Annotated in this window: 11 protein-coding genes; 8 read left to right on the forward strand and 3 right to left on the reverse strand. The window is 67.8% G+C overall.

What is annotated here, in order from left to right; all coding sequences use genetic code 11:
• The first annotated feature begins 1 nt into the window (after position 1).
• The 8 genes from xdhB (at position 2) to AC07SQ_RS12835 (ending at position 10442) form a co-directional block, all read left to right on the forward strand.
• Positions 2–2461: a xanthine dehydrogenase molybdopterin binding subunit gene (gene xdhB / locus AC07SQ_RS12800; RefSeq protein ID WP_495270997.1), complete on the forward strand. Its 2460-nt coding sequence runs from the start codon at positions 2–4 to the stop codon at positions 2459–2461.
• A 94-nt stretch (positions 2462–2555) separates the two neighbouring features.
• On the forward strand, positions 2556–3551 hold the full coding sequence (locus AC07SQ_RS12805; RefSeq protein WP_159274497.1) for a LysR family transcriptional regulator: 996 nt from the start codon (positions 2556–2558) through the stop codon (positions 3549–3551).
• A gap of 76 nt (positions 3552–3627) precedes the next feature.
• Positions 3628–5025, forward strand: a complete 1398-nt coding sequence (locus AC07SQ_RS12810; protein ID WP_062477503.1) for an NCS2 family permease — start codon at positions 3628–3630, stop codon at positions 5023–5025.
• Between the two features lie 107 nt (positions 5026–5132).
• Positions 5133–6683: an ABC transporter ATP-binding protein gene (locus tag AC07SQ_RS12815; RefSeq protein WP_495270996.1), complete on the forward strand. Its 1551-nt coding sequence runs from the start codon at positions 5133–5135 to the stop codon at positions 6681–6683.
• Entirely contained in the window at positions 6670–7833 is a 1164-nt protein-coding gene (locus AC07SQ_RS12820) for an ABC transporter permease (RefSeq protein ID WP_062477508.1), read from the forward strand. The genes AC07SQ_RS12815 and AC07SQ_RS12820 overlap by 14 nt, the downstream gene beginning before the upstream one ends.
• A 3-nt stretch (positions 7834–7836) precedes the next feature.
• Positions 7837–8757, forward strand: a complete 921-nt coding sequence (locus AC07SQ_RS12825) for an ABC transporter permease (RefSeq protein ID WP_070061710.1) — start codon at positions 7837–7839, stop codon at positions 8755–8757.
• A 52-nt stretch (positions 8758–8809) separates the two neighbouring features.
• Entirely contained in the window at positions 8810–9979 is a 1170-nt protein-coding gene (locus AC07SQ_RS12830; RefSeq protein WP_062477516.1) for a BMP family ABC transporter substrate-binding protein, read from the forward strand.
• Between the two features lie 85 nt (positions 9980–10064).
• Positions 10065–10442 (forward strand): hypothetical protein, encoded by a 378-nt coding sequence (locus AC07SQ_RS12835; protein WP_495270995.1) that lies wholly within the window; start codon positions 10065–10067, stop codon positions 10440–10442.
• A gap of 6 nt (positions 10443–10448) precedes the next feature.
• On the opposite strand, the gene AC07SQ_RS12840 is transcribed toward AC07SQ_RS12835, so the two are convergent.
• From AC07SQ_RS12840 to fabA, 3 genes are all read right to left on the reverse strand, one after another.
• Positions 10449–10844 (reverse strand): nuclear transport factor 2 family protein, encoded by a 396-nt coding sequence (locus tag AC07SQ_RS12840; RefSeq protein ID WP_495270994.1) that lies wholly within the window; start codon positions 10842–10844, stop codon positions 10449–10451.
• 104 nt (positions 10845–10948) lie between these two features.
• Entirely contained in the window at positions 10949–12169 is a 1221-nt protein-coding gene (gene fabB / locus AC07SQ_RS12845) for a beta-ketoacyl-ACP synthase I (RefSeq protein ID WP_495270993.1), read from the reverse strand.
• Between the two features lie 10 nt (positions 12170–12179).
• The gene (gene fabA, locus AC07SQ_RS12850) at positions 12180–12695 is read right to left on the reverse strand and encodes a 3-hydroxyacyl-[acyl-carrier-protein] dehydratase FabA (RefSeq protein WP_056574156.1); all 516 of its coding nucleotides are present in this window, start codon (positions 12693–12695) and stop codon (positions 12180–12182) included.
• Between the last annotated feature and the right edge of the window lie 197 nt (positions 12696–12892).

The raw sequence follows: 12892 nt of genomic DNA on the forward strand, positions 1-12892 counted from the left end.
CATGAACAAACCCATCGACGCCCGCCTGCTGCAGCCCGCCGAGGCCTTTGCCGACTACCTGAAGAACACTGCCGCCCGCATCGACGTGGGCGCCGAAGCGCTGGCGCACGACCGCGGCATGCGCGTGGGCATCAGCCGCCCGCACGAGTCGGCGCACCTGCATGTGGCCGGCGAAGCCACCTACATCGACGACATTCCCGAACTCGCCGGCACGCTGCACTGCGCGCTGGGCCTGTCGCCGGCCGCCAACGGCCGCGTGACGGCGCTGTCGCTCGACGCCATCCGCGCCATGCCCGGCGTGGTCGCGGTGCTCACCGCCGACGACATCCCCGGCACCAACGACTGCGGTTCGATCATTCACGACGACCCGATCCTGCTGCCCGTGAACGACGGCGGCCAGATCCGCTACCTCGGCCAGCCCGTGTTCGCCGTGATCGCAGAAACCCGCGATGCCGCGCGCCGCGCCGCCGCCAAGGCCAAGGACGCGATCACCCTCGAGGCGCAGCCGCCCGTCATCACGCCGCAGGACGCGCATGCGCGCGGCCAGTACGTGGTGCCGCCGATGCACATCGTGCGCAGCGGCGGGGCCGCCAACGAAGGCGACGAGGCCGCCGTGCGCGCCGCCATCGCGAAGGCACCGCACCGCCACCAGGCCACACTCGACGTGGGCGGGCAGGAACAGTTCTACCTCGAAGGCCAGATCAGCTACGCCATTCCGAAAGAGGGCGGCACGCTGCACATCCACTGCTCGACGCAGCACCCCAGCGAGATGCAGCACCTGGTGGCGCACGCGCTGCACCTGGCCTCGAACGAAGTGCATGTGGAATGCCGGCGCATGGGCGGCGGCTTCGGCGGCAAGGAATCGCAGTCGGCGCTGTTCGCCTGCGTGGCGGCCATTGCGGCGCGCCAGCTGCAGCGCCCCGTGAAGCTGCGCCTGGACCGCGACGACGACTTCATGATCACCGGCCGTCGCCACTGCTTCTGGTACGAGTACGACGTGGGCTACGACGACGAGGGCCGCATCCTCGGCGCCGAGATCACGATGGTGTCGCGCGCCGGCCACTCGGCCGACCTGTCGGGCCCGGTGATGACGCGCGCGCTGTGCCACTTCGACAACGCCTACTGGCTGCCCAACGTGAGCATGCACGGCTTCTCGGGCAAGACCAACACGCAGAGCAACACGGCCTTCCGCGGCTTCGGCGGCCCGCAGGGCGCCATCGCCATCGAGAACATCATGGACTCGGTGGCGCGCGAACTGAAGCGCGACCCGCTCGACGTGCGGCGCGTCAACTTCTACGGCAAGGGCGAGAACAACGTCACGCCGTACCGCCAGACCGTGACCGACAACATCGTCCACGAACTCGTGGCCGAGCTGGAGGAAACCAGCGACTACCGCCTGCGCCGCGAAGAGATCGCCGCCTTCAACGCGAAGAGCCCGGTGCTCAAGCGCGGCCTGGCGCTGGCGCCGCTGAAGTTCGGCATCTCGTTCAACGTGAAGCACTTCAACCAGGCCGGCGCGCTCGTGCACGTGTACACCGACGGCTCGATCCTCGTGAACCACGGCGGCACCGAGATGGGCCAGGGCCTGAACACCAAGGTGGCGCAGGTGGTGGCGCACGAGCTGGGCGTGAGCTTCGAGCGCGTGCGCGTCACCGCGACCGACACGACCAAGGTGGCCAACACCTCGGCCACGGCCGCCTCGACCGGCGCCGACCTGAACGGCAAGGCCGCGCAGGACGCCGCGCGCCAGATCCGCGAACGCCTGGCCGCCTGCGCCGCCGAGCGCCATGGCGGCAACGCCGCCGACGTGCGCTTTGCCAACGACCAGGTCGAAGTGAACGGCCGCACGCTGGCCTTCAGCACCGTGGTGGGCGAGGCCTACCTCGACCGCAAGCAGCTGTGGTCCGACGGCTTCTACGCCACGCCCGGCCTGAGCTGGGACAAGGACAAGATGCAGGGCCGCCCGTTCTACTACTACGCCTACGGCGCAGCGGTGAGCGAGGTGGTGGTCGACACGCTCACCGGCGAATGGAAGCTGCTGCGCGCCGACATCCTGCACGACGCGGGCAAGTCGCTGAACCCGGCCGTGGACATCGGCCAGGTCGAGGGCGCCTTCATCCAGGGCATGGGCTGGCTCACCACCGAAGAGCTGGTGTGGCATCCGCAAAGCGGCAAGCTCACCACGCACGCGCCCAGCACCTACAAGATCCCGACGGCCAACGACTGCCCGCCGGTGTTCAACGTGCGCCTGTTCGAGGGCCAGAACTTCGAAGACTCGATTCACCGCAGCAAGGCCGTGGGCGAACCGCCGCTGTTGCTGCCGTTCTCGGTGTTCTTCGCCATCCGCGATGCCGTGTCGGCCGCGGGCGGGCACCGGGTCGATCCGCCGCTGAAGGCGCCGGCCACGAGCGAATCCATCCTCCGCGCCCTGACCGCGGTGCAGGCAGCCTCTGGCGAATGAGCACCGGCCGTGCTCGCACGGTCCGAGCGTCCTTCCGTTCTCCAAATGCTGCGCTGTATAACTGTTCGCACAGACAAGAAAGGTGTGAACAGCCATGAGAGACCAGGCGCTTTTCGACAAGATCGACCTTCATCTGATTCGGGTGCTTCATACCGTGCTGACCGACCGCAGCGTCTCGCGCGCCGCCATCCGCCTGGGCATGTACCAGCCGGCCGTCTCGGCCGCGCTGAAGCGCCTGCGCGAGCTGTCGGGCGACCCGCTGCTGGTGCGTTCGGGCTCGGGCATGGTGCCCACCGACGCGGGGCTGCGCATGATCGAGCCCGCGGCCAGCATTCTTCGGGCGGCCGAGATGCTGTTCTCGGATGCGCGCGGCTTCGAGCCGCAGTCGGCGGCCACCACCTTCCGCATCGCGGCCAGCGACTACATGGACCCGCTGTTCCTGCCGATGCTGGTGGCGCAGGTCAAGCGCGAGGCGCCGCTGTGCCAGATCGAGATCCATGCGCTCTCGCCCGACTCGGACTACCACGGGCACCTGGCGCTCGGGCAGGTCGACCTGGTGATCGGCAACTGGCTCAAGCCGCCGGAAGACCTGCACATGGCGCGCCTCTTCGGCGACGAGGTGGTGTCGCTGGTCAACCAGGACCATCCGGCGGTGCGCCGCGGCTGGGATCTGGAAACCTGGCTGGCGGCCGAGCACATCGCGCCCACCCCCATGCACCCGGGCGGGCGCGGCATCATCGACCAGATGCTCGACGAGCTGGGTCGGCAGCGCAACATCACGGCGCGCTGCGCGCACTTCAGCCTCATCCCGGACATGGTGGCCTCGAGCCTGCTGGTGCTGACCACCGGGCGCCAGTACTGCGAGCGCTTTGCCGCGCGGCTGCCCGTGAAGATCCTCGAGTGCCCGGCCGCCTTGCCGCGCCTCATGTACTACCAGCTCTGGCACGAACGCACGCATTCGTCGAGCTCCGCGCGCTGGCTGCGCGAATGCATCAAGGGCGTGGCGGCGTCGCTGCGGCCCGGCTTCGATGCCGCGCCTGCCGCCACTGCCCGAGCCCTGCCGGCTGAGCCGCTTTCCGATCCTCCCTGAGCCCTCCGTCGCGCCGGCGTCGCGACCGAGGCAACGATGAACGAACCGCCACATACAACAGCTGGAGACAAGCGAAATGAACAGGTATGAAGAGGTGCCCAAGGCCACCACTCCCCGGGCCGCCGGGGCCACCGAGGCGGCGCCGTTGCGTGCGGCCACCGCACCGGCCAACGCCGGTCTGCTGGAACGCTTTTTCAAGCTGACCGAGCACAACACCACCGTGCGCACCGAAGTCATCGCAGGGCTGACCACCTTCCTGACGATGGCCTACATCATCTTCGTGAACCCCTCGATCCTCGGGGACGCGGGCATGCCCAAGGGCGCGGTCTTCGTCGCCACCTGCCTGATCGCGGCCATCGGCACGCTGATCATGGGCCTGTACGCCAACTACCCGATCGCCATGGCGCCGGGCATGGGCCTGAACGCCTACTTCGCCTACGTGGTCGTGCTCGGCATGGGCTACACGTGGCAGACCGCGCTGGGCGCGGTGTTCATCTCCGGATGCCTGTTCCTGATCGTGACGGTCACCGGGTTGCGGGAGCTGTTCATCGCGGGCATACCGCAGTCCTTGCGAACGGCGATCACCGTGGGCATCGGCATGTTCCTGGCGCTCATCGCGCTGAAGAGCGCGGGCGTGGTCGCGGCTTCGCCGGCCACCTTCGTCACGCTGGGCGACCTGCATTCGGCGCCCGTGATCCTGGCGACCATCGGCTTCCTCATGATCGTGGCGCTCGACCGGCTCAAGGTGCGCGGCGCCATCCTGATCGGCATCCTCACGGTGACGGTGCTGTCGTTCTTCTTCGGCGGCAACAAGTTCCACGGCGTGTTCGACGCACCGCCGTCCATCGCGCCCACCTTCATGCAACTGGACATCCTGAGCGCGCTCAAGGGCGGCATCCTGAACGTGGTGCTGGTGTTCTTCCTGGTCGAGATGTTCGACGCCACCGGCACGCTGATGGGCGTGGCCAAGCGCGCCGGCCTTCTGGTGCCCGGCAAGATGGAGCGCATGAACAAGGCGCTGCTGGCCGACAGCGGCGCGATCTTCGCGGGCTCGCTGCTGGGCACCTCGAGCACCACGGCCTACGTGGAAAGCGCGGCCGGCGTGCAAGCCGGTGGCCGCACCGGCCTCACGGCCGTGGTGGTGGCGGTGCTGTTCCTGGCCTGCCTGATGATCTCGCCGCTGGCGGGCTCGGTGCCGGCCTACGCCACCGCACCGGCGCTGCTCTTCGTGGGCTGCCTGATGCTGCGCGACCTGGTCGAGCTCGACTGGGAAGACACCACCGAGGTGATCCCGGCGGCCGTCACGGCGCTGGCCATGCCCTTCACCTACTCGATCGCCAACGGCCTGGCCTTCGGCTTCATCACCTACGCCGTGCTCAAGCTGTGCACCGGCCGGGCACGGGAAGTGCATGCAATGGTCTGGGTGATCGCGGCGATCTTCCTGTTCAAGTTCGCCTACATCGGCGGGCACTGAGAGGCTGAGTAGAGCGCCGTCGGGCGCCGATGGTCGCGGGGACGCTATTAAACTTATAGCTGTCCCCGCTTGTTGATGTTGAACGAGACAAACCCACGAAACCCGGCATGACAACCCCCAGACTCCAGCTGGCGCACATCACCAAGCGGTATCCCGCGGTGGTGGCCAACAGCGACATCTCCCTGGCCGTGCAGCCCGGCGAAATCCATGCCGTGCTCGGAGAGAACGGCGCGGGCAAATCGACCCTGATGAAGATCATCTACGGCTCGGTCAAGCCCGACGAAGGCACCGTCACCTTCGACGGCCAGGCGGTGAACCTGCGCAACCCGCAGCAGGCGCGCGCGCTGGGCATCAGCATGGTGTTCCAGCACTTCAGCCTGTTCGACACGCTCACCGTGGCCGAGAACGTCTGGCTGGGCCTGGACAAGTCGCTCGCGCTGGCCGAGGTGGCCCGCAGCATCACGGCCAAGGCGAGCGAGTACGGGCTGGACATCGACCCCTCGCGCCCCGTGCACACGCTGTCGGTGGGCGAGATGCAGCGGGTGGAGATCATCCGCGCGCTGCTCACCAACCCCAAGCTGCTGATCCTGGACGAGCCGACCTCGGTGCTCACGCCGCAGGCCGTGATCCGCCTGTTCGGCGTGCTGAACAAGCTGGCCTCGGAAGGCTGCAGCATCCTGTACATCAGCCACAAGCTGCACGAGATCCAAGAGCTGTGCACGGCCTGCACCGTGCTGCGCGGCGGCAAGGTCACGGGTGTGTGCAACCCGCGCAACGAGAGCACCGAATCGCTCTCGCGCCTGATGATCGGCAGCGAGCCGCCGCCGCTGCAGCACCGTCCGCTGCATGCCGGCGCGGTGGCGCTGCGCGTGCAGGGCCTGAAGCTGGCGCGCGAGGACCAGTTCGGCGTCGACCTGGACGGCATCTCGTTCGACGTGCGCGCCGGCGAGGTCGTCGGCATCGCCGGCGTCTCGGGCAACGGCCAGAAGGAACTGCTGTACACGCTCTCGGGCGAGGACGTGCGCGCCGAGCCTGCCATGGTGCGCGTGTTCGACCAGCCGGCCGGCCGGCTGCGCCCGCGCGCGCGGCGTGCGCTGGGCCTGCATTTCGTGCCCGAGGAACGGCTGGGGCGCGGTGCCGTGCCCACGCTGGGCCTGGCGCACAACCTGCTGCTCACGCGCAGCAACGCGGTGGGCAAGGGCGGGTGGATTCGCACCGCCGAGCTCGACAAGCAGGCGCGTTCCATCATCGATCGCTTCAAGGTGAAGGCCGGCGGCCCGGGCGCGGCGGCGCGCTCGCTGTCGGGCGGCAACCTGCAGAAGTTCATCGTCGGCCGCGAGATCGACGCCAACCCCAAGCTCTTCATCGTTTCGCAACCCACCTGGGGCGTGGACGTGGGCGCGGCGGCGCTCATCCACGCCGAGATCCTGGCGCTGCGCGATGCCGGCTGCGCCGTGCTCGTGATCAGCGAGGAACTGGACGAGCTGTTCAACATCTGCGACCGGCTGCACGTGATCGCCAAGGGGCGGCTGTCGCCCTCGATCGACCGCGCGGCGGCCACGCTGCCGCAGATCGGCGAGTGGATGAGCGGCCTGTGGCCGCAGGCACAGCCCCACCAGAACAACAACACGAAGGAGGGCGCGCATGCTCAAGCTTGAACCCCGCCCGGAGCTGTCGCGCTTCTGGAGCTATGGCTCGCCGATCCTGGCGCTGCTGATCACCGTGCTCATCGGCGTGGCGCTGTTCGCCGCGCTGGGCAAGGACCCGGTCAAGGGCCTGCAGGTGTTCTTCTACGAGCCGATCAAGAGCGGCTACGCCATCGGTGAGCTGATGGTGAAGGCCACGCCGCTGCTCATCATTGCGCTCGGCCTGGCCGTGTGCTTTCGCTCCAACGTCTGGAACATCGGCGCCGAAGGGCAGTTCGTCTGCGGCGCCATCGCGGCGGGCGGCGTGGCGCTGCTGGCCGACAAGAGCACCGGCAGCTGGATCGTCGTGGCCATTCTGCTGGCGGGCATTCTGGGCGGCATGGTGTGGGCGGGCATCGTCGCGTTCCTGCGCGACAAGTTCAACGCCAACGAAATCCTCGTGAGCCTGATGCTGGTCTACGTCGCCACGCTGATGCTGAGCTACCTGGTCTTCGGCCCCTGGAAAGATCCGCAGGGCTACAACTTTCCGCAGACCAAGACCTTCGAGGCGGTGACGCAGATCCCGCGGCTCATGAAGGGCTCGCGCGTGTCGATCGGGCTGATCATTGCGCTGGTCGGCGCGGGCGCGCTGTGGGTGTTCCTGTTCCGCACGCGCGCGGGCTTCGCGCAGCAGGTCGGCGGGCTGGCGCCCGCGGCGGCGCGCTATGCCGGCTTCTCGGCACGCCGCGCGGTGTGGATCGCGCTGCTCACCTCGGGCGGCGCGGCCGGCCTGGCCGGTGCGCTCGAAGTGGCGGGCCCCATCGGCCAGCTCACGCCGTACGTGCCGGCGGGCTACGGCTTCGCGGCCATCATCGTGGCCTTCGTCGGGCGGCTGCACCCGGTGGGCATGATCTTCTCGGCCATCCTGATGAGCATGTTCTACATCGGCGGCGAGCTCGCGCAGTCGCGCCTGGGCCTGCCCAAGTCGCTCACCGGCGTGTTCCAGGGCCTGCTGCTGTTCACGCTGCTGGCCTGCGATACGCTCATCGCCTACCGCATCCGCCGCAAGGCCGGCGCCAAGGCCGCGACGCTGACCACGAGTTCGCTGCAGGTCAGCACGCCGATCACCGCGCCGACCGCGCCCGTTGCGCCGACCGCGCGTGCCACCGAAGGAGGGCTCTGAACCATGGAAAGCTACGCACTCCTGCTGGGCTCGACCCTGAGCGCGGGCACCGTGCTCGCCATCGCGGCGCTGGGCCTGTTGATCAACGAGAAGGCCGGCGTCGTCAACCTCGGCGCCGAGGGCATGATGCTGTGCGCCGCCATCGCGGGCTTCGCGACGGTGGTCATCACGCACAACCCCTGGCTCGGCTTCCTGGCCGGCATGGCGGCCGGTGCCCTGCTCGCGGCCTTCTTCGGTGTGCTCGTGATCTGGCTCAACACCAACCAGTACGCGACGGGGCTCGCGCTGAGCCTGTTCGGCGTCGGCTTCTCGGCCTTCGCGGGCATCAGCTTCGTGCAGGCCAAGCTGCCCGAGAGCACGCCCTTCGCCATTCCCGTGCTGGCCGACATTCCGCTGGCCGGCCCGGCGCTGTTCCGTCACCACCCGATGGTGTACGTGGCCGTGCTGCTGACCATCGGGCTCATCTGGTTCTTGTACCGCACCCGCGCCGGCCTCGTGCTGCGCTCGGTGGGCGAGTCGCCCGAGTCGGCGCATGCGCTGGGCTACCCGGTGCGGCGCATCCGCTTCCTGGCGGTGATCGCGGGCGGCGCGTTGTGCGGGCTGGCGGGGGCGTACCTGTCGACCGTGTACACGCCGCTGTGGGTCGAGGGCATGGTCGCCGGCCGCGGCTGGATCGCGCTGGCGCTGACCACCTTCGCCACCTGGCGCCCGATCCGCGTGCTGCTCGGCGCCTACCTGTTCGGCGGCGTCTCGATGCTGGGTTTCCACCTGCAAAGCAGCGGCGTCGACGTGCCCTCGCAGTTCCTCAGCATGGCCCAGTACATCGCGCCGATCGTGGTGCTGGCGCTGATCTCGCGCAACCCCGCCTTCATCCGCATCAACATGCCGGCTTCGATGGGGAAACCGTTCTACCCCGGCTCATAATCGCGTTCTCGTTTTTTTGCCAACCCGTCCTTTTCTTCCGAGGATTTCGACAATGAATGATCTGAACAAGCGTTCCCTTCTCAAGCTCGCCGCCCTCACCGCTGTGGCTTCGGCGGCCCTCATCGGCTGCGGCAAGAAGGAAGAGGCGGCCGCCCCCGCAGCATCGCCGGCACCGGCCCCCGCGGCCGCCCCGGCCCCCGCACCGGCGGCCCCGCTGAACATCGCATTCGCCTATGTCGGTCCCGTGGGCGATGGCGGCTGGTCCTTCGCGCACGACAACGCCCGCAAGGCGCTCGAGAAGGAATTCGGCGACAAGATCAAGACCACCTTTGTCGAAAGCGTGCCCGAGTCGGCCGACGCCGAGCGCGTGTTCCGCGACTTCGTGGGCCAGGGCAACAAGCTGATCTTCGGCACCACCTTCGGCTACATGGAACCCATGCTCAAGGTCGCCAACGACAGCAAGGACGTGAAGTTCGAGCATGCCACCGGCTACAAGACCGCCGAGAACATGCGCACCTACGACAGCCGCACCTACGAAGGCGCGTACATGGCCGGCGTGATTGCCGGTTCGATGACCAAGAGCAACACGCTGGGCGTGGTCGGCTCGGTGCCGATTCCTGAAGTGCTGCGCAACATCAACAGCTTCACGCTGGGTGCGCAGTCGGTCAACCCGAAGATCACGACCAAGGTCGTGTGGGTGAACGAGTGGTTCAGCCCGCCCAAGGAAACCGAAGCCGCCACCGCCCTCATCAACGGCGGCGCCGACGTGCTGTTCCAGAACACCGATTCGCCGGCCGTGCTCAAGACCGCCCAAGAGAAGGGCAAGCGCGCCTTCGGCTGGGACTCCGACATGACCGCCTACGGCCCGAAGGCCCACCTGGGCTCGGCCATCATCAACTGGGCGCCGTACTACATCAAGACCACCCAAGACGCGCTGGACGGCAAGTGGGCCACCGGCCAGACCTGGTGGGGCGTGAAGGAAGGCGCGATCGACATCGTCTCGATCGCCGAAGACGTGCCCGCCGAAGCCAAGGCCAAGGTCGAGGAAATCAAGAAGGGCCTGAAGGACGGCAGCTTCTCGATCTGGAAGGGCCCGATCGTCGGCCAGGACGGCAAGGAGCTGATCGCCAAGGACGCGGTCGCCGACGACAAGTTCCTGTCGGGCGTGAACTTCTACGTCAAGGGCGTGGAAGGCAAGGTGCCGGGCGGCGACAAGAAGTAATCGGTCGATCGATCGCTTCGGCGATTGCCACGAGAAGGGTCGTCTGCGGACGGCCCTTTTTTCATTCAGGAAAAGGATTCACACCATGAAGCTGCAAGGGGTCATGGCGGCGGGCGTGGCACTGTTGGCCGTGTCGTTGTCGTCGGCCGCACCGCTGACGTTCTCGAAGGAGGAGCAGCGCCTGCGCAAGGCCGTGGACGACGCGGAAATGTGCTTTCACTTCGCCGGCGAATTCAACGGCGACGGCTCGGCGCACGACAAGGAAGTGGCGCGCCAGCAGCGCCAGCACTGCGGAAAGAAGAGCCAGGAACTGGTGCTGCGCGCCTACCGCAAGAACCCGCAGGATGCGCGCCTCTACCCGGCGGTGCTGCGGCTGGACGGACTGATGCCGGGGCTCACGTTGCCTGCGGCCGAGAAGGCCCGGCTGTGTGCCGTGGCCAGGACGGAACTGGCCTGCCCCTGAGCGCGTTTACTGCTGCGCAGCTGCCTGCAGCTGCGCAGCCATCTTCTGGTGGATCAGGTTCACCGCCTTCAACGGCCGCAGCATCACCTTGAACTCGGTGATCCGGCCTTCGGCGTTCCACTTCATCATGTCCACGCCGTTGATGGCGATGCCGTCCAGCTCGAGTTCGAACTCGAGCACGGCATCGGTCGGGCCCTGGAGTTCGCGCACGTAGCGGAAGCTCTCGTTGAAGAAGACCTGGAAGGCCGCGGCGAGGTACTGCTTCGTGATCGTCTTGCCGACCTGCGGCCGGTGCACCACGGGCGAGAGGAAGACGGCGTCGTCGGCCAGCAGGGCATCGAGGCCCGCCACGTCGCGTGTCTTGACGAGCCGGTGCCAGGTGGAAAGGGTGTCGATCGCCATGGGTCTCCTCGCGCGGTGGATGGATGGAAGAACGGAAAACCCAGTCTAGCGAAGCGCCCGCAGGCCCGTCGTCGCGGGCGCGACGGGGCCGGCAGGTGGCAGGCTTACGCGCCCTGCCAGCGCTTGAGCACCAGCGTGGCGTTGGTGCCGCCGAAGCCGAAGCTGTTGCTCATCACGGTGTCGACAGTGGCGTTCTCGCGCGTGGCGGTGAGGATCGGCATGTCGGCCACTTCGGGGTCGAGCGCCTCGATGTTGGCCGAGCCGGCCATGAAGTTGCCTTCCATCATCAGCAGGCAGTAGATCGCCTCGTGCACGCCGGCGGCGCCCAGCGAGTGGCCCGACAGGCTCTTGGTGGAGCTGATGGCCGGCGCCTTGTCGCCGAAGACTTCGCGCACGCCCTTCATTTCCATGACGTCGCCGACGGGTGTGGAGGTGCCGTGGGTGTTCAGGTAGTCGATGGGCGTGTCGACGGTCGACAGGGCCATCTGCATGCAGCGCACGGCGCCTTCGCCGCTGGGCGCGACCATGTCGTAGCCGTCGGAGGTGGCGCCGTAGCCGACGATCTCGGCGTAGATTTTTGCGCCGCGCGCCAGTGCATGGTCGAGCGACTCGACCACGACCATGCCGCCGCCGCCGGCGATGACGAAGCCGTCGCGCTCGGCGTCATAGGCACGCGAGGCCTTCTCGGGCGTGTCGTTGTACTTGGTGGACAGCGCGCCCATGGCGTCGAACAGGAACGACTGGGTCCAGTGCTCTTCTTCACCGCCGCCGGCGAACACGATGTCCTGCTTGCCCATCTGGATCTGCTCCATGGCGTTGCCGATGCAGTGCGCGCTGGTGGCGCAGGCCGAGGCGATGGAGTAGTTCAGGCCCTTGATCTTGAAGGGCGTGGCCAGGCAGGCGGACACCGTGCTGCTCATGGTCCGCGTCACGCGGTAGGGGCCGACGCGCTTGACGCCTTTTTCACGCAGCAGGTCGAGCGCTTCCATCTGGTTCAGCGTGGAGGCGCCGCCCGAGCCGGCGATGAGGCCGGTGCGCGGGTTCGACACCTGCTCGTCGGTCAGGCCGGCATCGGCAATGGCGTCCTTCATGGCCAGGTAGGCATAGGCCGCCGCGTGGCCGACAAAGCGGTAGAGCTTGCGGTCGATGAGGTCTTCGAGGGGAAGGTCGATGGAGCCGGCCACCTGGCTGCGCAGGCCCATTTCGGCGTAGGCCGGCTGGAACCGGATGCCGGGGCGGCTGGCGCGCAGGTTGGCGGAGACGGTCTCCTTGTCGTTGCCCAGGCACGAAACGATGCCCAGACCGGTGATGACGACGCGTCGCATGGCGAAACCCTCAGAAGTTGTCGGTGGAAGTGAACACGCCGACCCGCAGGCCCTCGGCGGTGTAGATCTGGCGGCCGTCGACGCTCACCGAGCCGTCGGCGATGGCCAGGTTCAGCTTGCCCTTGAGCACGCGCTTGATTTGGATGCTGTAGGTGACGAGCTTGGCGGTCGGCAGGACCTGGCCCGTGAACTTCACTTCGCCCGAGCCCAGGGCCCGGCCGCGGCCCGGCAGGCCCTGCCAGCCGAGGAAGAAGCCCACCAGCTGCCACATGGCGTCCAGGCCCAGGCAGCCCGGCATCACCGGGTCGCCTTCGAAGTGGCAGGCGAAAAACCACAGGTCGGGCGTGATGTCGAGTTCGGCCGTGAGTTCGCCCTTGCCGTAGGTACCGCCCTCGGCGCTGATGTGGGTGATGCGGTCCACCATCAGCATGTTCGGGGCGGGCAGCTGTGCGTTGCCGGGGCCGAACAGTTCGCCGCGGCTGCAGCGCAGCAGGTCTTCGCGGGTGAAGGCGTTTTGTAGGGTCATGCGAGTCGATCAAGGACGGCGCCAGGGGCACGAATGCACGCTGCGCGCGGATTGGAGGGAACACGCCCGATGCCGGGCCTGCCGGGGTCCAAGCCTAGCGCATCCGCCATGGCCCGATTTGACCCAGATCAGTTTGGGGGAAATGGGGCTGGCAGCGTATACGTTTTCGGGGATGCCGCGCAGGGTGTCTGCCCTTA

The sequence above is a fragment of the Variovorax sp. GW821-FHT06D12 genome (assembly GCF_059419205.1).

Coding starts and splice junctions, on each gene's coding strand:
- xdhB (WP_495270997.1), top strand. CDS start 2: ATGAACAAACCCATCGACGCCCGCCTGCTGCAGCCCGCCGAGGCCTTT.
- AC07SQ_RS12805 (WP_159274497.1), top strand. CDS start 2,556: ATGAGAGACCAGGCGCTTTTCGACAAGATCGACCTTCATCTGATTCGG.
- AC07SQ_RS12810 (WP_062477503.1), top strand. CDS start 3,628: ATGAACAGGTATGAAGAGGTGCCCAAGGCCACCACTCCCCGGGCCGCC.
- AC07SQ_RS12815 (WP_495270996.1), top strand. CDS start 5,133: ATGACAACCCCCAGACTCCAGCTGGCGCACATCACCAAGCGGTATCCC.
- AC07SQ_RS12820 (WP_062477508.1), top strand. CDS start 6,670: ATGCTCAAGCTTGAACCCCGCCCGGAGCTGTCGCGCTTCTGGAGCTAT.
- AC07SQ_RS12825 (WP_070061710.1), top strand. CDS start 7,837: ATGGAAAGCTACGCACTCCTGCTGGGCTCGACCCTGAGCGCGGGCACC.
- AC07SQ_RS12830 (WP_062477516.1), top strand. CDS start 8,810: ATGAATGATCTGAACAAGCGTTCCCTTCTCAAGCTCGCCGCCCTCACC.
- AC07SQ_RS12835 (WP_495270995.1), top strand. CDS start 10,065: ATGAAGCTGCAAGGGGTCATGGCGGCGGGCGTGGCACTGTTGGCCGTG.
- AC07SQ_RS12840 (WP_495270994.1), bottom strand. CDS start 10,844: ATGGCGATCGACACCCTTTCCACCTGGCACCGGCTCGTCAAGACACGC.
- fabB (WP_495270993.1), bottom strand. CDS start 12,169: ATGCGACGCGTCGTCATCACCGGTCTGGGCATCGTTTCGTGCCTGGGC.
- fabA (WP_056574156.1), bottom strand. CDS start 12,695: ATGACCCTACAAAACGCCTTCACCCGCGAAGACCTGCTGCGCTGCAGC.